General features: G+C 35.3%; 21 protein-coding genes. 16 read left to right on the top strand and 5 right to left on the bottom strand.

The window, feature by feature from the left end:
• Positions 1-5 precede the first annotated feature (5 nt).
• The 15 genes from ACFO5O_RS13455 (at position 6) to ACFO5O_RS13385 (ending at position 16,158) form a co-directional block, all read left to right on the top strand.
• Complete coding sequence (locus ACFO5O_RS13455) at positions 6-2,651, top strand: glycoside hydrolase family 2 TIM barrel-domain containing protein (protein ID WP_387964640.1); 2,646 nt, start codon at positions 6-8, stop codon at positions 2,649-2,651.
• Positions 2,652-3,539 carry an alpha/beta hydrolase gene (locus ACFO5O_RS13450; protein ID WP_387964638.1) on the top strand — a complete coding sequence of 296 codons (888 nt, stop codon included), beginning with the start codon at positions 2,652-2,654 and terminating at the stop codon, positions 3,537-3,539. It begins immediately after the preceding gene.
• Positions 3,536-5,224 carry a sulfatase family protein gene (locus ACFO5O_RS13445; protein WP_387964636.1) on the top strand — a complete coding sequence of 563 codons (1,689 nt, stop codon included), beginning with the start codon at positions 3,536-3,538 and terminating at the stop codon, positions 5,222-5,224. The genes ACFO5O_RS13450 and ACFO5O_RS13445 overlap by 4 nt, the downstream gene beginning before the upstream one ends.
• Positions 5,225-5,226: 2 nt before the next feature.
• On the top strand, positions 5,227-7,068 hold the full coding sequence (locus ACFO5O_RS13440) for a family 43 glycosylhydrolase (protein WP_387964634.1): 1,842 nt from the start codon (positions 5,227-5,229) through the stop codon (positions 7,066-7,068).
• A gap of 48 nt (positions 7,069-7,116) precedes the next feature.
• Complete coding sequence (locus ACFO5O_RS13435; protein ID WP_387964632.1) at positions 7,117-7,911, top strand: endonuclease/exonuclease/phosphatase family protein; 795 nt, start codon at positions 7,117-7,119, stop codon at positions 7,909-7,911.
• 134 nt (positions 7,912-8,045) lie between these two features.
• On the top strand, positions 8,046-8,381 hold the full coding sequence (locus ACFO5O_RS13430) for an arsenosugar biosynthesis-associated peroxidase-like protein (protein ID WP_387964630.1): 336 nt from the start codon (positions 8,046-8,048) through the stop codon (positions 8,379-8,381).
• 40 nt (positions 8,382-8,421) lie between these two features.
• On the top strand, positions 8,422-9,477 hold the full coding sequence (gene arsS, locus ACFO5O_RS13425) for an arsenosugar biosynthesis radical SAM (seleno)protein ArsS (RefSeq protein ID WP_387964628.1): 1,056 nt from the start codon (positions 8,422-8,424) through the stop codon (positions 9,475-9,477).
• A 21-nt stretch (positions 9,478-9,498) separates the two neighbouring features.
• Entirely contained in the window at positions 9,499-10,005 is a 507-nt protein-coding gene (locus ACFO5O_RS13420; protein WP_387964626.1) for a rhodanese-like domain-containing protein, read from the top strand.
• Entirely contained in the window at positions 9,989-10,654 is a 666-nt protein-coding gene (locus tag ACFO5O_RS13415) for a TIGR04282 family arsenosugar biosynthesis glycosyltransferase (RefSeq protein WP_387964624.1), read from the top strand. Before ACFO5O_RS13420 ends, ACFO5O_RS13415 begins: the two co-directional genes overlap by 17 nt.
• Before the next feature lie 2 nt (positions 10,655-10,656).
• Complete coding sequence (locus ACFO5O_RS13410) at positions 10,657-11,469, top strand: purine-nucleoside phosphorylase (protein WP_387964622.1); 813 nt, start codon at positions 10,657-10,659, stop codon at positions 11,467-11,469.
• Positions 11,470-11,560: 91 nt separating this feature from the next.
• Positions 11,561-12,532 (top strand): arsenosugar biosynthesis arsenite methyltransferase ArsM, encoded by a 972-nt coding sequence (gene arsM / locus ACFO5O_RS13405; protein WP_387964620.1) that lies wholly within the window; start codon positions 11,561-11,563, stop codon positions 12,530-12,532.
• Positions 12,533-12,656: 124 nt separating this feature from the next.
• Positions 12,657-13,769, top strand: coding sequence for an inorganic phosphate transporter (locus tag ACFO5O_RS13400; RefSeq protein WP_387964618.1), 1,113 nt, complete (start codon positions 12,657-12,659; stop codon positions 13,767-13,769).
• 13 nt (positions 13,770-13,782) lie between these two features.
• The gene (locus tag ACFO5O_RS13395; RefSeq protein ID WP_387965137.1) at positions 13,783-14,679 is read left to right on the top strand and encodes a sterol desaturase family protein; all 897 of its coding nucleotides are present in this window, start codon (positions 13,783-13,785) and stop codon (positions 14,677-14,679) included.
• Complete coding sequence (locus ACFO5O_RS13390) at positions 14,676-15,440, top strand: DUF547 domain-containing protein (RefSeq protein WP_387964616.1); 765 nt, start codon at positions 14,676-14,678, stop codon at positions 15,438-15,440. Before ACFO5O_RS13395 ends, ACFO5O_RS13390 begins: the two co-directional genes overlap by 4 nt.
• 28 nt (positions 15,441-15,468) lie before the next feature.
• Positions 15,469-16,158, top strand: a complete 690-nt coding sequence (locus tag ACFO5O_RS13385; RefSeq protein WP_387964614.1) for a TIGR04283 family arsenosugar biosynthesis glycosyltransferase — start codon at positions 15,469-15,471, stop codon at positions 16,156-16,158.
• A 54-nt stretch (positions 16,159-16,212) separates the two neighbouring features.
• On the opposite strand, the gene ACFO5O_RS13380 is transcribed toward ACFO5O_RS13385, so the two are convergent.
• From ACFO5O_RS13380 to ACFO5O_RS13360, 5 genes are read right to left on the bottom strand one after another with little or no spacing between them, the layout of a single operon-like run.
• Entirely contained in the window at positions 16,213-17,481 is a 1,269-nt protein-coding gene (locus tag ACFO5O_RS13380; RefSeq protein WP_387964611.1) for a POTRA domain-containing protein, read from the bottom strand.
• Positions 17,478-18,209, bottom strand: a complete 732-nt coding sequence (locus tag ACFO5O_RS13375) for a hypothetical protein (RefSeq protein WP_387964610.1) — start codon at positions 18,207-18,209, stop codon at positions 17,478-17,480. The genes ACFO5O_RS13380 and ACFO5O_RS13375 overlap by 4 nt, the downstream gene beginning before the upstream one ends.
• Before the next feature lie 4 nt (positions 18,210-18,213).
• Positions 18,214-19,221, bottom strand: a complete 1,008-nt coding sequence (locus ACFO5O_RS13370) for a glycoside hydrolase family 113 (protein WP_387964608.1) — start codon at positions 19,219-19,221, stop codon at positions 18,214-18,216.
• A gap of 36 nt (positions 19,222-19,257) precedes the next feature.
• Complete coding sequence (locus ACFO5O_RS13365) at positions 19,258-20,169, bottom strand: hypothetical protein (RefSeq protein WP_387964606.1); 912 nt, start codon at positions 20,167-20,169, stop codon at positions 19,258-19,260.
• Positions 20,170-20,200: 31 nt separating this feature from the next.
• Positions 20,201-20,917: a DUF547 domain-containing protein gene (locus tag ACFO5O_RS13360; RefSeq protein ID WP_387964604.1), complete on the bottom strand. Its 717-nt coding sequence runs from the start codon at positions 20,915-20,917 to the stop codon at positions 20,201-20,203.
• Between the two features lie 213 nt (positions 20,918-21,130).
• Here ACFO5O_RS13360 and ACFO5O_RS13355 point away from each other — a divergent pair, with 213 nt between their 5' ends.
• On the top strand, positions 21,131-22,429 hold the full coding sequence (locus tag ACFO5O_RS13355; RefSeq protein ID WP_387964602.1) for an NAD(P)/FAD-dependent oxidoreductase: 1,299 nt from the start codon (positions 21,131-21,133) through the stop codon (positions 22,427-22,429).
• Positions 22,430-22,431 lie beyond the last annotated feature (2 nt).

Genomic DNA, 22,431 nt, shown 5'->3' with positions numbered 1-22,431 from the left:
AACAAATGAAAACATTTAGTTTCCAAAGCGCAATATTAAAGGCATTTTCAGTATTCGGCTATGGAAAATTTTCATGCATCGTATTTATATTAATCTTCAATTTAGGGTTTTCTCAACATAAAATCATCAACACTGGATGGCAATTTTCTGAAGATAAAACCAATTGGGAAACCGTTAATATTCCTCATACTTGGAATAAAAATGATGCTTTCGACGATGCCCCAGGATATAGACGAGGAAAAGGGTTTTATAAAAAGCTTGTTTTTATTCCGGCAGAAGAAAAGGAAGCTATTCAGTATTTAAAGTTTAATGGCATAAATCAAGAAGCTACTGTTTTTGTTAACGGCACCCAAATAGGAAATCACAAAGGAGGCTATACGGCGTTCAATTTTGAAGTCACAAATTATCTAAACTACAATGCTTACAATTTAATTGAAGTTGAAGTTGATAATTCGCATAATATCGATATTCCTCCTCTAGACGCCGATTTTACTTTTTATGGAGGTATTTATCGCGACGTAGAATTAATATCTCTACCTCAACAACATTTCTCATTAAATGATTTTGCTTCAGATGGATTTTATATCAACTATCCAAATGTTAGTGAGGAAAAAGCAAGCATTGAAGTCACTACACTTTTAAGGAATACAAATTCAAAATCTACTAAAACCCTATTAAAAATAACTTTATTAGACGCGCAAGGCGCTGAAATAAAGTCTAGAACAGAGATTTTAAAACTAGACGGTAATACTTCAAATACTTTTAAAATAAAATTATCTGATGTTTATAAGCCAAATTTATGGTCTCCAGATAATCCTTATTTATATAAACTAAATCTTGTTCTGACAAATGAAAACGAAAATGTGCTACAGACCAAATCTTCAAATGTTGGCTTTAGACGGGTAAATGTCGATGCCGACAAAGGGTTCTTTTTAAATGGAAAACCTATAAAATTAATCGGTGTAAATCGTCATCAGGATTTTAAGGGTTTTGGAAATGCTGTTCCTATAGAACTTCAAAAAAAAGATATTGAACTAATAAAAAACATGGGCACCAATGTGATTAGGTTTGCTCATTATCCGCATAGCAGGGAGCTTTACGATCTATGCGACAGACTCGGAATTTTAGTTTGGACTGAAGTTCCTATTGTTAATAAAGTCACAGATTCAAAGGCATTTTTTGATGTTTGCATAGCTATGCAAAACGAACATGTAAAACAATATTACAACTACCCTTCGGTGGCTATGTTTGGTTATATGAATGAGATTTTTATCCGGTTGGTTTTTGATAGAAACATATCTGAAGCAGAAGCCGCCAATCTCAAGACCTCATCTTTTAAACTGGCGCAACAATTAGAGGATTTAACGCGGTCTTTAGCGCCTAACCATATTACGGTTATGGCTTGCCATTTAAATGAAGTTTACAACGAAACAGGAATAGCAGATCTTCCAATGCTATTGGGTTGGAATCTTTATTTTGGCTGGTATGATAAGGATATTCCTGATTTGGGAATTTTTCTTGATGATCAACATAAACGATTTCCAAAGCGTTCGTTATTACTCTCAGAATATGGTCCAGGAGCAGATGTTAGAATTTATACTAAAACACCAAAAAAGTTTGATTTTTCAACAGACTATCAAGCAAAATTGCACCAATCTTACTATAAGCAAATCATTGAAAGGCCATTTATGACAGGAATGACTGCATGGAACTTCGCCGATTTTGGATCAGAGTTTCGTGGTGATGCCATTCCTCATGTCAACCAAAAAGGCTTGGTTCAATTCGATCGTACTCCAAAGGAAATTTATTATTGGTACAAAGCGGTTCTAGATCAAACAGCACCTTTTGTTCATGTTGCGGCCAACTATTTATCAGGGCTGGTTTTAACAAATACTACTAGCTTTCCTATAAGTTTATTTTCAAATCAGCACAACGCCTCTGTTTTCCTAAATGAGGAAAAACTTGTGGATGTTACATTTGAAAATGGTTCTGCTACCGTGGATCTTCCTCTTAAAAATGGTAAAAACCTGATTAAAGTTGTTTCTGGGGATGCTTCAGACGAACAACGCATTGAAGTCTTGAAAATCGATGAATTAGATTTTAAATCATTCCAGCGGTTTGGTATTAATATTGGCTCGCATTTTTATTTTACCGATGAGGCCCATCAAATAACCTTTGTTCCTGACCAATCCTACAAAAAAGATTGGTTTGGTCATCTAGATGGCCAACCTTACAATGCAAGTGAGGATAAGCACCAAGGAATTCCTCATAACATTAAAAACACTACTTCAGAACCCTTATTTCAAACGATGTTAGAAGGCTGTACCAACTATAAAATTGATGTCCCTGACGGAAATTATAAAGTGAATTTGTTTTTTGTAGAACCTCAAATAAAACCCACAGAAAATATTTATAACTTGGCAGAACAAACTCCAGAACTTGTTGAAATAAAACAACGCATATTCGATGTATATTTGAATACGATTTTGATTGAAAAGCAGTTTAATATGGCTAATGAATACTCCGAAAAGTACGGGATTACTCTAACTTCAACCATAAGCGTTAGAAACAAAGATGGCTTAACTATTTTACTAAATCCTATTGAAGGAATTCCAGTAATTAGTGGAGTTTTAATAGAAAAACTAGATTAAATGAAACGTATCCTACCAGTGCTCCTTTTGTTATTTGTTTTACAAATTTCGGCTCAAACCAAAAGAACCTTTACCTATGCCGTAAAGGGAAAAGATACACTTAAATTAGATGTATATACTCCAGAAATTTTAAGACCAAATGATAGTTTACCCGTTTTGCTTTGGATGCATGGTGGAGGCTTCGCCGGTGGTACTCGTGATAATGCTGCAGAACAAAAATTATGCGAATACGTCGCTAATCGTGGCTATATTGGTATTTCTATCTCGTATCGATTGTTGCGTAAAAATCAACCTACTGGATTTGGTTGTGACTGTGACAATCAAGAAAAGATAAATACTTTTAAACAAGCTGTAATTGATTATTTTGATGCAGCAAAATATATTGTAAAAAATGCTAAATCACTGCAAATTGACACTTCAAAGCTCATTGCAGGAGGCAGCAGTGCTGGAGCAGAAGCTATATTAAATGCAGTGTTTATGAGAAGCTATTTTATTGATGATTTAAAACAATACAATGACATTAATTTTGCTGGTGTTCTGTCGTTAGCTGGAGCATTGGTAAATGTGGATTACATTACCAAATCAAATGCACTGCCCAGTGTATTATTTCACGGAACTGATGATAATTTAGTTCCGTTTGCAACTGCTCCCCATCATTATTGCGACCCTTCAAAAGCTGGATATCTCATTTTAGACGGTTCAGCAACAATTGCCGAAAAACTATCCGAGTTAGAGGTTGCCTATTATTTTCATAAAGTTAAAGGTGGCAGGCACGAGTTGTCTTCAATACAATTTAATGAATTCGATAATATTTTTGATTTCTTCGCGAAAACAGTATTGAATAGTGAGGTGATTCAAACAAAAATCATCAAACAAAAGAAACCATGAGAACTGTAGTATTATTTTTTCTCCCTTTTATTATTCTTCAGTCTTGTAAACAAAAAGAACCAGAACTAAATAATGAAGAACTCAAACGTCCCAACATCATTTATATCATGGCCGATGATCATGCCACTCAAGCCATTAGTGCTTATGGTCACCCGATAAGTAAATTGGCGCCAACACCTAACATTGATAGAATTGCAAACGAGGGTGCTATTTTCATGAATAACTTTTGTACGAATTCAATTTGCGGACCAAGTCGTGCAGTGGTTTTAACTGGTAAACATAGCCATATTAACGGTTTTAGAATGAATGGCGACCAATTTGATGGTAACCAACAAACCTTTCCAAAGCTATTGCAAAAGGCGGGTTATAATACCGCAATAGTTGGGAAGTGGCATTTGCACGGACTTCCTCAAGGATTTGATTATTGGAAAATTTTAACCGATCAAGGCAACTATTACAATCCAGATTTTATAGCTATTAATAACCAAACTAAACAACCAGATACCACAAGAGTTGAAGGTTACGCTACAGATATTATAACAAATGATGCCATTAGCTATCTCAATTCTGTAAAAGATAAAGCACAACCATTTATGTTGATGCTACACCATAAAGCTCCCCATCGAAATTGGATGCCAGCACTACGTCATGCCAACAAATATGATTCTGTGCAATTCCCTTTGCCAGACACGTATTTCACAGATCATCAAGGTTCAATCGCTTCAAAGGAACAACAGCAAACAATTTATAAGGACATGTATGAAGGCCATGATCTTAAAATGACGGTAGCAAAAGGTAGTAGCGAATTGGCACATAATCCTTGGACATCTGATTTTAACCGTATGACTAAATCACAACGTGACGCATGGAACAAAGCGTATCAAGCCAAAAATGATGCTTTTCATGAGGCCAATTTATCTGGAAAAGCTTTAGCCGAATGGAAGGGTCAGCGTTACCTGCAGGAATATTTGGCAACCATAGCTGCAGTTGACGACGGTGTAGGTAAAGTGTTGGACTTTTTAGAGGCTAATAATTTGGCAGAAAACACCATAGTAATTTACACTACAGATCAAGGTTTTTATTTAGGCGAAAAGGGCTGGTTTGATAAACGTTTTATGTATGAAGAATCGCTTGGTATGCCAATGGTTATGAAATACCCAAAAGAAATAGAGAAAGGCACTATAGTTACCGCTCTTACCCAAAATCTCGATTTCGCCGAAACATTTTTGGATTTTGCTGGAGTAAATATCCCAGATGACATGCAAGGTAAATCATTACGACCTTTACTTCATAAAACCAATAATAATGATGATTTTAGAGATGCCATTTATTACCATTACTACGATTTCCCTGCCTTTCATATGGTCAAAAAAATGTACGGTGTGAGAACCAATAGATATAAATTAATACATGTTTACGATAATATAGATCAATGGGAAATGTATGATTTGCAAACTGATCCTCAAGAACTCAACAACGTTGTAGATCAACCAGAATACGAAACAATTAAAGCTGAGTTATTTAAGAAGCTAGATGAACTTCAAAAAGAATATATGGTCACAGAAAAAGAATACGAGCGTGCACCAGAAAAACGAGTTGAAAATGCCTATAAACAATTTGAAAAATTAAGAGGCACAACTGGTACTTCATACGATCCTGTGACCGAAAAAGACAAAAAACTTTAATCATGAACCGACTTGTTTATTTTATTGCCTTTTTGATTCTCATCTCATGCAAAGAGAACACTAAAAACGAAGAGGACAGCACTACTTTTTCTGAAAATCTTGAACAAGAGAAAAGAGATACATATTGTAATCCATTAGATATTGATTATACCTACATGGTTTACAATTCAAGTAGAAATATTTCTTATCGTTCTGGTGCAGACCCTGCGGTTATTGAATTTCGTGGTGAATATTACATGTTCGTCACACGTTCTTTTGGTTATTGGCATTCTAAAGATTTGTTAGACTGGAAATTCATTAAGCCCCAACAATGGTTTTTCGAAGGCAGTAATGCCCCTACAGCATTCAATTACAAAGATTCACTAGTTTATTTTGCCGGTGATCCTGCAGGTTATGGGAGCATTCTTTATACTGATGACCCAAAAAGTGGAAAATGGACGCCAACGCCGTCTATTTCCAACAACATTCAGGATTCAGAATTGTTTATCGATGATGATGGCAAAACCTATTTGTATTGGGGTTCATCTAACCTACATCCGCTTCGCGTAAAAATGTTGAATAAAGATGATCGTTTCCTGGAAACTGGCGTTAGAGAGGAATTAATCAATCTCGTTGAGGAAGAGCACGGCTGGGAACGTTTTGGTGAAAACAATTTCCATCCTACTTTAAAAGAAGGTTATATGGAAGGCGCCTCCATGACCAAGCACAACGGAAAATACTATTTACAGTATGCTGCCCCAGGCACTCAATTTAATGTATATGCCGATGGTGTTTATATTGGCGACACACCCCTTGGCCCTTTTACATACATGAAAAATAATCCCATGAGTTTTAAGCCCGGTGGTTTTACCAACGGTGCTGGTCACGGAATTACGGTTAAGCAAACCAATGGGCAATATTGGCATTTTGCCACCATGGCTTTGGCCTCCAATGCACAGTGGGAACGTCGTTTGTGTATGTTCCCCACCTATTTTGATGATGAAGGTTTGATGTATTCCATTACTGACTATGGCGATTATCCGCGTTTTGGCCCAAGCCATCCTACAAAAGCTGGTCAACATAATGGTTGGATGTTGCTTTCGTATAAAGGAAATGTTACAGTGTCCTCATCCTTAACACAAATCATGAAATTTACTTCGAATGATGATGATGTAAAAGTCACTGAATTACCACTTGAAAAAAATACTAATGGCGACATTATTTCGAAAATTTTGACCGATGAAAACCCAAAAACATTTTGGGTTGCTAAAGCGAATGACGACAAACAATGGATAACTATTGAAATGTTAAATCCGGGTAAAATTCATGCCTTTCAACTAAATTTTCATGATCACGAATCAGGTATTTACACACGTGTTGATGGATTGAGACACCGTTTTAGTATAGAGGCATCTGAAGATGGTAAAAACTGGCAAACCGTAGTTGATAGGAGTAATAGTGATAAAGATGCTCCTAATGCTTACGTCGTATTGGATAAGCCAATTAATGCAAAGTATGTACGCTATAACAATGTTGAAGTCCCTGGCGCAAACTTCGCGATGTCTGAGTTTAGAGTGTTTGGGTTAGGTTTTGGAAACGTACCAGAAAAAGTCACAGGATTCGATATAAAACGTCAAACAGACCGCAGGAATGCAATATTTAAATGGAATCCTGTATCTGGAGCTCAAGGTTATAACATACGCTGGGGAATTGCTCCAGACAAACTCTACCAGTCCTGGCTAGTTTATGATACTAATGAACATTTAATGCGCTGTTTAGATCGCGATACGCCATATTACTTCAGTATTGAAGCATTCAATGAAAACGGGATATCTGAAAAAAGTGATATCTTATTTATAGAATAAAAATATACTATGAAACACTTATTATTTTTTATCAATTTTTGTTTAATTATGAATCTGTCTGCACAGGAGCTTTCCTTTATGACCTATAACATTAAGCTTGATTATCCCAAAGAAGGCGAAAACAGTTGGCAAAATCGCAAACCAATGCTTTTAGGTCAAATCCATTTTTACCAGCCAGATGTTTTTGGGGTTCAGGAAGCTATGCCCAATCAAATGAAAGATATAGATGAAGCATTGTCTGATTATAGTTTTGTAGGTGTTGGAAGGGATGACGGTAAAGACCTAGGCGAATACTCAGCAATATTTTACAAAACTGAATATTTAAATTTAATTGAAACATCAACGTTTTGGTTATCTGAAACGCCTGATCAGGTATCTATGGGCTGGGATGCTGTTTGCAACAGAGTTTGCACTTATGCGCTTTTGGAAAACAAAACAACAAATCAGAAATTTTGGGTATTCAATACACATTTTGATCATGTTGGGAAAACTGCTCGAGAAGAAAGTGCTAAGCTTATTATCAAAGAAATAAAACATTTAAATACTGAAAACTTTCCTGTGATTCTCATGGGTGATTTTAACATGGAGGAAGACCATAAAAGCATTTTATTTATCAAACAATTTTTGCAGGATTCTAAAGAATTGTCAAAGCAATCTCCATTTGGCCCATCTGGAACCTTCAATAATTTTGACTTTCACCAACCTGTGCAAAGACGTATTGATTATATTTTCACAAGCCCAAATATTGAAGTCAATGCTTACGCAGTTTTAAGTGACTCAAAAGATTGTAAATACCCTTCAGATCACTTACCTGTTTTAGTAAAAGCCTCTATTAAAAAATAATTAAATATTCCCTTATTTTCAATTAGGTATCTTATTTCCTTCAGATGCCTTGAAATATTCTGTAATCATTTTTCCTTAACAACGACAAAATCTGTATCTTCAAATTTTTCGTACAATTAATAAAGAAGATATACATGCAAAAAACATATTACGACCCAGCCGATCTTAGAAAATTTGGAAAAATAAGTGACTGGAATGAAGAACTAGGCACCAAGTTTTTTGAATACTACAATTCGGTGTTCAAAGAAGGTGCCTTATCTGAACGCGAAAAATCCTTGATAGCCTTGGCGGTGGCACATACCATTCAATGCCCGTACTGTATTGATGCGTATACAGGTGATGGACTGCAACGCGGTATCACAAAAGAAGAAATGATGGAAGCATTGCATGTTGCAGGTGCAATTCGTGGTGGAGCTTCCCTAGTTCATGGTGTTCAAATGATGAACAAAGTAAATAAATTAGAAATGTAAATAGAAAACATATTGTTTTCAAAAAATAACACAAAACTTAATGACCCAAAAGTCTTTACATAAACGTCATAGCGAATTGGCTAATAGCAACCGACAATTGGAAATATTATCCAACGGTATATTTCAAAATGGTGACTTACCTACCTTTAAAAACAAGATTGCCGAATCCAATCAATTTCCATTAAAGGCTAAAAAACTTGAAATATTACAGATTAATGTAGGCTACATGTGCAACCAAGTTTGTGAACATTGTCATGTTGATGCTGGTCCAGATCGCATGGAAATTATGACCCGCGAAACCATGCAACAATGTCTCGATGTTATTGATAAAACGGGTGCGCACACTCTTGATTTAACCGGAGGTGCACCAGAAATGAATCCTAATTTCAGATGGTTTGTTGAAGAAGCCTCCAAAGTAGGTATTAAAGATTTTATTGTGCGTTCTAATTTAACAATCATTCGGGCTAACAAAAAGTACTATGACCTTCCAGAGTTTTTTAAAAAACATAATGTTCATGTGGTTAGCTCAATGCCGCATTGGACTCGCGGAAAAACAGACAAACAACGAGGTAACGGTGTTTTTGATAAATCTATAAAAGCCCTGCAAGATTTAAACGCCATTGGCTATGGTATGCCAGACAGTAATTTGCGATTAGATTTAGTTTACAATCCTTCTGGTGCATTTTTACCTGGCAATCAAGCTGCGCTTGAAAAAGATTTTAAAAAAGCACTTCTCGATGATTTTGATATTCAGTTTCATAATCTATTCGCCATAACCAATTTACCTATCAGCCGTTTTTTAGATTATTTAATTGCTTCAGAAAATTATGAAGATTACATGTACGCTTTGGTTGAAGCTTATAATCCAGCCGCAGTTGCAAATGTGATGTGTACCAACACACTTTCAGTAAGTTGGGATGGCTATTTATATGACTGTGATTTTAACCAAATGTTAGAATTACCTGTGAACAGCAAAGTCAAACACATTTCCGAATATAATGAACAATTACTTGAAGGCCGAAACATTGTGATTTCACAACATTGCTATGGGTGTACAGCAGGTGCTGGAAGTAGCTGCCAAGGTAGCGTAGCGTAAAACTCTTGAAATCCCCTTAAAATGAAATTCCTATATATCTCTTTATTTGTATTAATTTCCTCCTCTCTTTTTGCACAAAAATCTATAGATGATCTATTAAGGCAAACAAACCATAAAGGCATACCTTATATATCTGCTCAAGAATTAGCTATGCCTAAAACCAAAGTGGTTATATTGGATACTAGAGAAGCTGATGAATTTGCTGTAAGTCACTTAAAAAATGCCATACTTGTGGGATATAACAATTTTAGCGTTGATTCAATCACCAATTATGTCGCTAATAAGCAATTTCCGATTGTTGTTTATTGCTCTTTAGGAATAAGATCTGAAACTATTGCTGCTCAACTAAAAAAAGCTGGCTATACCAAGGTTTACAATTTGTATGGCGGTATTTTTGAATGGAAAAATAATAACTTTAAGGTTTTTGATTCTGAAAATAACGAAACAGATAACATTCATGTCTATTCTAAATATTGGGGGCAATGGTTAACTAATGGTAATAAAATTCTAAATGGGTCAGCTAAGTAATCGTCATTCAGAAAAATCAGTAAACACTTCAGATTTTATATTCCAAACACCCAAAAGGGCCCTAATTGTTTTTACCAGAAATCCTGAATTAGGCAAATGTAAAACGCGTCTAGCAAAAACCATTGGTAATAAAGCCGCATTAGAAATTTATATCCACTTATTGAAACATACTTGCACTATTACAAAACCAGTAACTGCAGTCAAATTTGTTTTTTATTCTGAAACTATAAGCCCTGATGACCTTTGGGATTCATCTATTTTTAGAAAAAAATTGCAATCTGGGGAAGATTTAGGCAGTCGAATGCAAAATGCCTTTTCTGAATTATTTGAACTAGGCTATGAGCATGTCATGATAATAGGTAGTGATTTATTGGAGTTAAGTGTTTCACATATTGAAAATGCATTTAAACACCTTCATAATCACGATTTGGTTATTGGTCCTGCAAAAGATGGTGGTTACTATCTGCTTGCAATGAAAAAACTTCATGAATCTATTTTTAAAAATAAAAATTGGGGAACTGCTTCTGTATTAAACGACACCTTAAATGACCTCAATAATTTTGACGTTAAATTAATTGAAGAATTAAACGATATCGATACCTTTGAAGATATAAAAGACAATTCAGAACTTCAAAAATATTTTAGCTAACCATGATTAAACTAATAGAAGAAACCGTAGAATATTTGCAATCAAAAGGATTTGAAAACCCTGAAATAGGTATTATTCTTGGCACGGGACTTGGTCAATTAATTGATGAAATTGAAATCTTACATCAAGTAAGCTATAATCATATACCTAACTTCCCAACAGCAACTGTAGAGTTTCATAAGGGCAAACTTATATTCGGCCTTTTAGAAGGCAAAAAAGTTATTGTCATGCAGGGTCGTTTTCATGTTTATGAAGGCTATTCGTTGCAAGATGTCACCTATCCCGTTAGAGTAATGGAAAAATTAGGAATTCACACACTTTTGGTATCTAATGCTTCGGGAGCTGTCAACCTTAATTTTAAAAAGGGTGAATTAATGCTAATTGAAGATCACATTAATTTACAGGGAAGTTCACCATTGGCATTTAAAGGTGTTGAACATTTAGGAACGCGATTTACTGATATGAGCCAACCCTATGATAAGACCATCAATGATCAATTTAAGGCGATTGCTAAGGGCAATAATATTACTCTACATCAAGGTGTTTATGCTAGCGTAGTTGGCCCGCAATTAGAAACCCGGGCGGAATATCGAATGTTGAAGATTCTTGGGGCAGATGCCGTTGGGATGAGTACAGTTCCAGAAGTAATTGTGGCCAACCATTTAAAATTAAAAGTGGCCGCAGTGTCAGTTTTAACCGATGAATGCGACCCAGATAACTTATTGCCAGTAAACATTTCAGAAATAATTGAAATGGCCGAAAAAGCGGAACCGAATATGATTACACTGTTTAAAGAATTAATAAAATTATTATAAACAAATTAATCTGTCACTTCTGGCGTAGTCAAGAAGCCATAACAAGGTCTCGACTACGCTCGACCAGACAGAGCCCAATAAATTAAAAAATATGAGCAATTACCTAGAAACCACACACAACGTTTATAAAGAAGCAGCCTTAACACCAGATGTTGGGCTTTGTTGTACCACTAACCCAATTTGGGAATTACCGGGATTAAAAATTCCGCGAATCATGCAAGAAATGAATTACGGCTGTGGTAGTACCGTACATGCCCGCGATTTGACCAACAACCCAAAAATGCTATACGTTGGTGTTGGCGGCGGTATGGAGTTATTGCAATTCTCGTATTTCAATCGCCAAAAAGGTGGTGTAATTGGTGTAGATGTCGTTGACGAAATGCTTGAAGCGTCACGTAAAAATTTTATCGAAGCCGAAAAACAAAACCCTTGGTTTAAAAGTGAGTTTGTTGAACTTAAAAAAGGAGATGCCATGAATCTTCCTGTTGATGACAACAGCATTGATGTGGCAGCCCAAAACTGTTTGTTCAACATTTTTAAGGCAGACGATTTAAAGAAAGCGATTGCCGAAATGTACCGTGTACTAAAACCACATGGCCGCTTGGTTATGAGTGATCCAACTTGTGAACAACCCATGAATGATGCTTTAAGAAATGATGATAGGTTGCGTGCTCTGTGTTTAAGCGGAAGTTTACCAATTGCCGAGTATGTAAAAATGCTTACCGATGCTGGTTTTGGAACTATCGAAATTCGTGCACGAAAACCCTATAGAGTTTTAGATCCAAAACATTACGCTACTGATGAATTGATTTATATTGAATCAATCGAGGTTGCAGCAATTAAAGACCCAATGCCAGAAGATGGTCCTTGTATTTTTACCGGAAAAGCTGCCATTTATTTTGGCGATGATGATTTTATTGATGACAAAAAAGGACATCTATTATTAAAAAATCAGCCTTTGGCAATTTGCAATAAAACCGCTGAAACTTTAGTTTCCTTAAAAAGGGGGGATATTTTTATCAGTGAATCTACTTACCACTATGATGGTGGAGGATGCTGTTAATAACACATCATATGTATTGAAAAGATGCCTGAAGTACAGGCATCTTTTTTTTTGAAAACCCTAGACATAACAAACTCGTAAGTTATAAGGAGCGTATGCGTCAAAGTAAAGTAAACTACCCATTATGATTTTAGTACTCTTATTCATTTCTGCTTGTTTTTTAGCGTTTAGCAATGGTGCCAATGATAATTTTAAAGGTGTTGCCACCCTTTTTGGGAGCGGAACCACCAATTACAAAAAAGCTATTAATTGGGCCACTATAACCACCTTTTCAGGATCTGTTGCCGCCATATTTTTAGCCAATCAACTTGTTAAGAATTTTTCGGGGAAAGGATTAGTTCCCGATGAGCTCATAGCGATGCCTATATTTGCCATTTCAATTGCCTGCGGAGCTGCCTTAACCGTATTTATTGCCACAAAAGTAGGAATGCCTATCTCTACCACCCATAGCCTAGTTGGTGCTTTATTTGGTGCTGGGGTCATGGCCGTAGGTTTACAGTTCAATTTTGATAAATTAGGAAACACATTTTTAATGCCATTAATTGTAAGTCCTTTAATGGCTGCCGTATTAAGTTTAATTTTATATTTAGCATTCAGGTTTTTAAGGAAAAGATCGGGTGTCAAAAAATCCAGTTGTATTTGTATCAATCAAAAACAAGCGGATCCACAAATCAAGACTGCTTCTGTTACGTTGGAGATGTCCTCATTATTGGAAATAACAACCTGTAAAAACAAATGTATTGAAACCTACAATGGTAAATTATTAGGTATTTCAGCGCAACGATTATTGGATAGTCTTCATTATTTAAGTGCCGGTGTTGTTAGTTTTGCCAGAGGTTTAAATGATACACCCAAAATAGTTGGTTTATTATTGATTATAAATGTTGTTGATATTAAATGGAGTATGATTATCATAGCTGTGATTATGGCTGTAGGCGGACTTTTGAATGCCAAAAAAGTTGGTGTAACCATAAGTAAAAAAATTACCCCCATGAATTCAGGTCAAGGTTTTACCGCCAACTTGGTCACTGGCCTTTTGGTAACCACCGCTAGTGTTCATGGTTTGCCCGTTTCTACAACCCATGTCTCGGTTGGATCTATTTTTGGAATTGGGACAGCAACAAATAAAGCAGATTATAAAATGATTGGCAAAATATTAGTATCTTGGGTATTGACATTGCCTATAGCAGCTATAATCAGCGGACTCCTTTTTAAATTATTAGAAACTATCCTATAATAACATTCATACCATCGAAAAGTACATTGACATCATAAAAAACTCCTACTCTGGGTACTGGAGGTATCTCAAACACGAGATCATTTCAGTTAACCATTGGGATAACTATTTTTATGGCTTAATCATAATTTCTGTACTGGTTTGGGTTCTAGAAATTATTTTTCCTTGGCGTAAAGATCAGGCCATTTTCAGAAAAGATTTTTGGTTAGATACATTTTATATGTTCTTCAATTTTTTTCTGTTAAATCTAATTATTTTAATAGCCCTTTCAAATACCGTTGCCGCTTTTTTTAATGATATTTTGGCGAAAATTGGCTTATCGATTTCTAGTTTTCAATTGTTTGATGTTGATGATTTACCTAAAGTATTAGGATTGTTCGTTTTCTTTATAGTTTCTGATTTTGTACAATGGAATACACATAGATTATTGCATCGTGTTCCTTTTCTTTGGAATTTTCACAAAGTCCATCATTCGGTAAAAGAAATGGGATTTGCTGCCCATTTGCGTTACCATTGGATGGAACCCGTGGTTTATAAATCTTTACTTTACATTCCAATTGCCATCATTGGCGGATTTGATGCCCAAGATGTGGCTATTGTTCATTTTTTTAATATTACCATTGGACATCTTAATCATGCAAATTTAGGGTGGGATTATGGTATTTTAAAGTATGTTTTCAATAATCCGAAAATGCATATTTGGCACCACGCCAAAGCACTACCAAAACATGTTAGGTATGGCGTTAATTTTGGACTAACCTTGAGTATTTGGGATTATATTTTTAAGACCGACTATATTCCGCATAGCGGAAAGGATATTACACTTGGATTTGAGGGCGATGAAAATTTTCCCAAACAATTTTTGGCCCAAGAACTATATCCATTAAACCTAAACGATAAAAAAAAATGAAAAATTCAGTCGGTATTTTGGTTATCCTAATGATGTTTTCAAGTTGTTTTTGTGCCAAAGGCCTTCCTATAAAACAAACTGAATATCAAGATCAAGAGCAAAACCAAAAAACTAGTGTTGACCATAACGCTTGGGATAAGTTATTGAAAAAATATGTTGCTGACAATGGTGATGTAAACTACAAGGGTTTTAAAAATGATGCTGTTGCACTTAACACCTATATAAATTATTTGGCCACTCAAGTACCAACTGAGAGTTGGAACAAACAAGAACAGTTAGCTTATTTTATAAATGTTTATAATGCCAACACTATCAAGTTAATTATAGATCATTACCCCACAAAAAGCATAAAGAACATTAAAAATCCTTGGCTAAAAAATCGAATTAAAATTGGAGATAAGGACTTTTCGCTTTCTGGAATTGAAAATGGTATTCTGCGCAAAATGAACGAACCTCGAATCCATTTTGCTATAAATTGCGCATCAGTATCATGTCCTAAATTACTCAATACGGCATTTACAGCAAGCAATGTAGAATCCTTGATGGAAGAAGCAACTAAAGCTTTTATTCAAAACTCTAACAATAATAAAATTTCTAAAAACCGTATAGAGCTTTCTAAAATATTTCAATGGTATAAAGGCGATTTTAAAGATAATGGTAGCTTAATTGACTATGTGAATCAATATAGTTCGATTAAAATTAATCCCGATGCGAAAGTAGATTATTTAGAATACGACTGGAATTTGAATGAACAAAACTAAATGCTCATCTTTGTCGTATAGATGAGATATGATTAGCATTGTAATTCCCGTATTGAATGAATCAAAAACAATTGCGCAGCTCTTGCAATATTTGATTGAGAACTCGACTCCTCAAAACATTTCTGAAATTATAGTTGTTGACGGTGGAAGTACCGACAATTCACAAATCATTATTGCCCAATTTAGACATGTAACCCTTTTGACTTCAGAAAAAGGAAGGGCCAAACAACTAAACTTTGGTGCCAAACATGCTTCAGGAAGCATACTTTATTTTCTTCATGCCGATTCATTCCCTCCTAAACATTTTGATCAATTTATCTTAAATGAAATAGCTCAAGGTAACCAAGCTGGTTGTTTTAGAATGCAGTTTGATAGCTCCCATTGGTGGTTACGCCTTGCAAGTTGGTTGACCCAATTTTCTTGGCGCGCCTGTCGTGGTGGTGATCAAAGTCAGTTTATCACGAGAAAACTTTTTGAAGCTATTGGCGGCTACGATGAAAATTATATCATTTATGAAGATAATATTTTGATTAATGAGCTTTATAGAAGAAAGCAATTTGTGGTCATCAATAAAAAGCTGTACAGCTCTGCTCGTTGTTATCAAAAACATGGTGTCTGGAAACTGCAATACCATTTTTGGGCTATTTACGTAAAGCGTTGGCTTGGAGCTAATGCCGAAGAATTGTATAAATATTATGCAAAACACATTAAAAATTAGACTATAATATTTTGAAAAATAAATAGTTGACCTGACACAAAAAAAGGTTAAGCTCTAAAAATACTGACCAATTCCAAACACAAATCCCCTACTGGCATCTTTGGTCACCCCATAACCATAATCAATTCTAAAAATAGCATTAAATATTTTTTTGTGGATAAAGCGTAACCCCAATCCTGGATAAACCCTTATGTTTTGGGATTTTGCGAAATCCCCTAAACCGCCTCCTGGATTTCGCCAAGATCCAGCATCGATAAAGGCATTACCTTGCAACGCAAACCATCCCTTTTCATATAAGTTCTGCCTATATTCTGTATTTAATACTATAGCTGCGGTACCTCTATCTATTGTATTTCCAACACCTCTAATATTTAAGTTGTTATCAACAGCAAAAGGCGCAAAAGGTGTATCGTCATTGGTTGCCATCCCTAAACGCAATCTACTGGCCCAGTTTCCGGTTTCACCAATGCGGGCAAAATATGAAAAATCGTTTCGGGCTACCAAAAATTCTGGCAAATTAATATCATCGGAGGTTACGTATTGGAAGTTAAAGGTATTCATAAAACCACTAACATACTGATAGTCATAATCCAAATTATTGAACTCATATATTGCTTTATAAAGTATTTTTTTCACATTCAGGTCTTGAGGTACATCTGGACTTGTTGCTCCAGATTTATACTCATAATCTTCGGTGAAAAAATTAACCCCTAGTTCTATCGTGTTTTTAAAATTAAATTGATAAAGTCCTAATACCTCATACGAAAGGTTATTATACTTATAATTTGCAGACGTATTGTCAAAAAAAACAGGTTCTTCGGTGGTTAAATCTTGAAAATTTAATGCTAGACCAAAGTTTCTGCTAAATAGGTTGGGCGATCTAAAGTTGACTCCATAGGAGTTGTATGTGTCTTTTTGATAAAACCCTCCAAATATTATATTTTGTCCCAAAAGATTAAATTCGTAAAGCCCGATGCGATAGGCAAATTCTTCCTCATTGGTTGTATAAATGTTAACCGACGGGATAATTGAAAAGTTCTCTTCAATGTTATAAAACACATTATAAGTATTGGTTTCATTTGCCGGAAATACCTGAAAATAAGCATGGGCGACAGCAGGCAAACGCTTAAGACGTTTAATATCTTCCTCTATAATGGTAGAGTCCAGTGGCACCCCAGATTGGATTTTTGCAATCTTTTTGATAAAACCAGTCTTTAATTTTTTATTGCCCTGTACTTTTAGGTCGGCAACAACAGGGTCTTGGGCAAAAAGCATCGATGCCGTGCACAATAAACTTATTACAAATAGCACACAACTTTTCATTGTACTTCAAATTGTTGTTGTATTACGGTATTGACCCAATTATCTTCACTGACATCCATTAACGTGAAGTTATAATTGTTTCCAATTATAAGTGCTGGAGGCATTTCAATAGTAATATTTAAGACCACATTAGAAGTGTTGTAATATTGAAAATGACTTTCGAAAGTATAAGTTCCAGAAAGTAAATTATCCTGATCATCCGTAACGACCTGAAAATAGATCGCATTATCACCAAAAGCATTGTTTTCCCATGTAAAAATTGGCATTTTAGTTTGTTGTTGGTCAATATCCACATTGTTGGACCAAACAGTGGGTTTACTGATTTGCTTCACCCTAATTGGATTGGAAACCTTGACATCTCCATTGAGTTCAAAAGTAACGATTACCCATTTTTCTTGGGTATATGTTCGAGCAAAACGTTCTAAATATCCATTAAAAACAGCCTCGCTGGGCGTAACTACTCTTGTGTAAGTTTCAAAATCATCCCTATTAACTTCGGTATTTATGGTCTCATAAAGGCGAATATTGGAAGCTCCCGGTTCTGGGTAATAAAACACGAATACCTCATCAGAAAATGCATCACTTGCCGCACAAGAAATAACGGCACCATTCTCAACACTATTATTACTGTTGAGATAGTTTGATAGCCTACCATCATCTATAAGTTCATTTGGGTTAGACGAACAAGATAGAGTAATGATAAATACGAGGAGCAGTAGCGATTTCATTATTTCATTTTGAATAATATGTTTTTACAATAGCTTCAACGGGTTTATTTTGTGGTGTAAATTGCGAATTATCTTTCCCCCCTACCCGTTCATGATCATGGAACCATTTCCAAATGAATCCGCCTGCAAACCAGTCTTCATGCCAAAACATTTCAAATAAAGCTTGGGTAGTATTTAACTGTGCTTCCATATTGACATCACCCATCTCCCTGTCAGATCTCCATGGTGCTTTTCCTGAAAAGTCAACACTTCTATATCCAAATTCAGTAAACAAAATGGGCTTATTGAAAGTTTTGGAATAGGTTTTAATTTCTGATTTGTGACTTTCCCAGCCTGCCTTACAATCTTCTATTGTAGGAGTTTTTAACTCACTAACAGGAAAATAAGCGTCTATACCTATATAATCCAATTGCTCCCAAAATGGCGTTTTTGTGTACTCATTCCAATTGGCAGCATAGGTTAGTTTGCCTTTATACACTTTTTTGACCTCTATTATCAATGTTTCCCAAAACTGCGGCCTACTTGCTATAAAGTTTTCAAGTTCAGTTCCAATACAAAAAATTTCGGCATTAATCTCTTGGGACAAACTTGCGTACTCTAAAATAAATTTAGAATATGAATCCTCCAAAGCCTTCCAATTATCTTCACTATTCATTTTAATAAACCCCGTAAACTCTCCACGCGAAACCCAAATTTGGGGTTTTACCATAATCTTTATGTTGCCTTTCCGAAGTTCTTCAACATATTGTTTTGCACCTTTTCTTGTTTCTCCAAACCATTGCCTTTCTGTATTAAAAATAATTTCGGGATGCTCCAATTCCCGTATAAACCCAAAGGGCATTATCGCTGCATAATTGGCATTAATGTTTACAACAGGTGCTACATGCAATTGATTAATGGCGTCTCTGGAAGCCACAAAACTTATTCCATCAATTTTGTCTTGCTTTTGCTGTCCAACACAAGCACTTGCAACAAAAAAGTATATACAACCAAGAAATTTAAATAGTTTCATAAACTTAAAATTAAACTTCTAATTTACTGCTAATACTTAAAATATTGCCCTTAAACCCAAACTAAATGTTTGTCCCAATCCTTGAAAGTTATTTCCAGCAACAATTTTTCCAATCGAGGTCTCAATGTTTAAAACTTGTGAGAGTTGGTATTTTCCTCCAAAACCCAATTGCGTATAATTTTGAGCAAAATCATTGCCCAAGTCAATTAAAAAGGTCTGTTGTCCGTTAATAAATACCGTAGATTTATCTGAAGGAAAGTAACTCAAAAAAGCACTAAATGGGAGAAACAAACTATTGTTTGCAAAGCGCTCTCCAATATTGGCGTTCTCTGGGTTGGCATCTTGACTCTTTTCCCCAAAATTAAATCCTAGGTCAACTTCGGTGAAGATTTGCCATTTATCACCTCCAAAGGTTTTGTCATAAAAGAATTTTGTTTCCCAAAACACAGAGCGTTTATCTAAATATGGCGCATTTGGTGTATCCTTAAATATTGGAAAGTAAACCGATGTTGTGACCGAAAAATAAGGTACACTCGAAAAGGGTTGAAACCTTATGGATGGCGCAAGTGTGGTCAAGCCACTTCTGGCATCGGTGTTGTTGTTTTCAAAATTAAACACCTCAAATGCCCCTTTGCCTCCAAAGGTATTGGCCCTAACCTGAAATATTAAACCAATGTTTACCCTAGAATTGGCACTTATGCCAGTATAGATTTCGGTTGTATTTGTGAAAAAATTTTGTCTGGCTATCTTCACCGATCGACTACCCGAATCGGTACTTTCAGTTTGCGTATAAAGGCTGTTAAAGAATTTTATATCCCATTGCCCTTTTTTAAGCAATTTTGAAGGTGTATATTCTTGTATATTGCTTTTCTTCACATCAGCATCATCCTGGGAAAACCCATTAAGATTAAACGCCAATACTAGTATTATGATTAAAGTTTTCTTCATTATGTTCATTTTTTGTTATTAAAAAATCATGTTATAGTTGGTTTAAACTCCAGTTGTAAGGAAAATAACCCAACTTATAGTCTCTTGGAATTTTATCAGTCCTATACTGGTTAATAAAGTCGATTTCGTTTTTATCTTCCCCAATGAAATCTTCTTTATACCATTTCAATATTTCAGAACCCTCTATACGTTTCTTTTTATGGTTGATTTTTATAAAGTAATCCCCATTTAAAGCTAGACGTGTTTGGGTATTGAGCTGATCGTCCAAGCTTTGTGGCAAATAGGCCTTATTAATTAAGGGCGGGCAACCTATGGCTCCACAAACCAGAACAAAATGAAAACGTGCATCATTAAATTGCGCCCTTAGTATCTTGTTTTCGATATCATTGAGCGTAATAGATTTTCCAGCAATTTTATAAGTGGTTTTTTCAAAAAAACCGGAAATGTCCAAAGGTGACTTTGTGGGATAATTATTGATAACTCTTTTAATTACAGCAATGTTATAAGCGTTGATCCAAAAGGCTTTATAAATATCCTCATCTCCCTTTGAAACCTTAATACCTTCGGCCATGTCCATTAATTCATGTAAACTTTCTGGACTGGAGTTGATACGCTTATAATCCACTTTCCCATTGGAAACATAAGTGGCAAAAAAAGTGTTTGCTTTACCAAAATAAGTATCGATATCTTGTCCAAAAAGTGAAGTCGAAAACATTGTCAATATCGATAGTAGAACTGTGTTTTTCATAAATTCTGTAGAACTAAACTTAAAATTATAAGTATTAAGTCTACCAAGCATTAACATTACTTACATAAAAAGTAAAATAAAATGACGTCTAAATTTATTAAGATTCCTTACAGACACTTAATAATTTAAAACAACTATAAATAAGAAGAAAGGGATTAAGTTCTTATCTTTAGTTACGACAAAAAACCTTAACAAATAACTAAACCAAAAAAAGTGGAGCATATTGTTATCATTGGAAACGGCATTTCGGGCGTTACAGCTGCTAGGCACATCAGAAAATTGTCAGATAAAAGAATCACTCTAGTTTCTGCCGAAACCGATTACTTTTTCTCCCGTACGGCCTTGATGTATGTGTATATGGGGCATATGAAATTTGAGCACACAAAACCCTATGAAGATTGGTTTTGGAAAAAAAACAGAATTGAACTTAAAAATGGGTTCGTAGAAACCATTAAAACCGAATCAAAAACACTCCATTTTGCTGATGGTGATACACTGGCATATGATAAACTAATCATTGCTACTGGAAGCAAATCTAATAAGTTTGGTTGGCCAGGACAGGATTTAAAGGGTGTTCAAGGATTATATAGTAAGCAGGATTTGGATGCTCTTGAAGTATTTGCTCCAAATAAAAACCTTTGCAAACGTGCGGTTATTGTTGGCGGTGGACTTATAGGCATTGAACTTGCCGAAATGCTAAATAGCCGAGATATTCCAGTTACTTTTTTAGTTCGTGAATCTAGCTTTTGGAATGGCGTACTTCCAGAAGGCGAAAGCGCTATGATAAATAGACATATCATAAATCACCATATCGATTTACGATTATCATCTAATTTAAAAGAAATCGTTTCTGATGGAAATGGAAGAGCGAACGCAGTAATAATTGAAGAATCAGGTGAAACAATATCGTGTGACTTTGTAGGATTAACTGCCGGTGTTTCACCAAATATAGAATTCCTTAAAAGTTCAGGCATTGAAACTCAAAAAGGTGTTCTGGTGAATAGATACCTTGAGACTAATATTAAAGACGTATATGCCATTGGTGATTGTGCTGAACAACGCGACCCTATTGGAAATAGACGACCTGTTGAAGCCGTTTGGTATACAGGTCGAATGATGGGTGAAGTCATTGCACAAACTATTTGTGGTAATAAAATGACCTACAATCCTGGGCATTGGTTTAATTCTGCTAAATTTTTTGATATCGAATATCAAACCTATGGATGGGTGTTTGCAAAACCCAAAGACGGCCACTTACATTTTCATTGGAAACATGATGATGACACCAAGTGTATCACCATAGAATACAATGCATCTACAAATCAATTTATCGGAATTAATACGTTTGGTATTAGAATGCGACATGAAGTTTTTGATCGTTGGCTGACTGAAAAGCAAACTGTTGATTATGTTATCTCCAATTTAAAGGAGGCCAATTTTGATCCAGAATTTTACCAACATTTTGAACAAGATATTCTAACAACATTTAATAATCAACTGCAAACAGCATAATA

Source organism: Geojedonia litorea, assembly GCF_042654525.1.
GTDB lineage: Bacteria > Bacteroidota > Bacteroidia > Flavobacteriales > Flavobacteriaceae > Geojedonia > Geojedonia litorea.
This window is presented reverse-complemented; position numbering and strand designations above follow the sequence as displayed.

Bases quoted from the DNA above. Each gene is read 5' to 3' on its own strand.
- ACFO5O_RS13370 (WP_387964608.1), bottom strand. From the start codon at position 19,221: ATGAAACTATTTAAATTTCTTGGTTGTATATACTTTTTTGTTGCAAGT.
- ACFO5O_RS13455 (WP_387964640.1), top strand. From the start codon at position 6: ATGAAAACATTTAGTTTCCAAAGCGCAATATTAAAGGCATTTTCAGTA.
- ACFO5O_RS13450 (WP_387964638.1), top strand. From the start codon at position 2,652: ATGAAACGTATCCTACCAGTGCTCCTTTTGTTATTTGTTTTACAAATT.
- ACFO5O_RS13375 (WP_387964610.1), bottom strand. From the start codon at position 18,209: ATGAAATCGCTACTGCTCCTCGTATTTATCATTACTCTATCTTGTTCG.
- arsM (WP_387964620.1), top strand. From the start codon at position 11,561: ATGAGCAATTACCTAGAAACCACACACAACGTTTATAAAGAAGCAGCC.
- ACFO5O_RS13380 (WP_387964611.1), bottom strand. From the start codon at position 17,481: ATGAAAAGTTGTGTGCTATTTGTAATAAGTTTATTGTGCACGGCATCG.
- ACFO5O_RS13365 (WP_387964606.1), bottom strand. From the start codon at position 20,169: ATGAAGAAAACTTTAATCATAATACTAGTATTGGCGTTTAATCTTAAT.
- ACFO5O_RS13440 (WP_387964634.1), top strand. From the start codon at position 5,227: ATGAACCGACTTGTTTATTTTATTGCCTTTTTGATTCTCATCTCATGC.
- ACFO5O_RS13420 (WP_387964626.1), top strand. From the start codon at position 9,499: ATGAAATTCCTATATATCTCTTTATTTGTATTAATTTCCTCCTCTCTT.
- ACFO5O_RS13445 (WP_387964636.1), top strand. From the start codon at position 3,536: ATGAGAACTGTAGTATTATTTTTTCTCCCTTTTATTATTCTTCAGTCT.
- arsS (WP_387964628.1), top strand. From the start codon at position 8,422: ATGACCCAAAAGTCTTTACATAAACGTCATAGCGAATTGGCTAATAGC.
- ACFO5O_RS13435 (WP_387964632.1), top strand. From the start codon at position 7,117: ATGAATCTGTCTGCACAGGAGCTTTCCTTTATGACCTATAACATTAAG.
- ACFO5O_RS13430 (WP_387964630.1), top strand. From the start codon at position 8,046: ATGCAAAAAACATATTACGACCCAGCCGATCTTAGAAAATTTGGAAAA.
- ACFO5O_RS13360 (WP_387964604.1), bottom strand. From the start codon at position 20,917: ATGAAAAACACAGTTCTACTATCGATATTGACAATGTTTTCGACTTCA.
- ACFO5O_RS13415 (WP_387964624.1), top strand. From the start codon at position 9,989: ATGGGTCAGCTAAGTAATCGTCATTCAGAAAAATCAGTAAACACTTCA.
- ACFO5O_RS13410 (WP_387964622.1), top strand. From the start codon at position 10,657: ATGATTAAACTAATAGAAGAAACCGTAGAATATTTGCAATCAAAAGGA.
- ACFO5O_RS13385 (WP_387964614.1), top strand. From the start codon at position 15,469: ATGATTAGCATTGTAATTCCCGTATTGAATGAATCAAAAACAATTGCG.
- ACFO5O_RS13400 (WP_387964618.1), top strand. From the start codon at position 12,657: ATGATTTTAGTACTCTTATTCATTTCTGCTTGTTTTTTAGCGTTTAGC.
- ACFO5O_RS13390 (WP_387964616.1), top strand. From the start codon at position 14,676: ATGAAAAATTCAGTCGGTATTTTGGTTATCCTAATGATGTTTTCAAGT.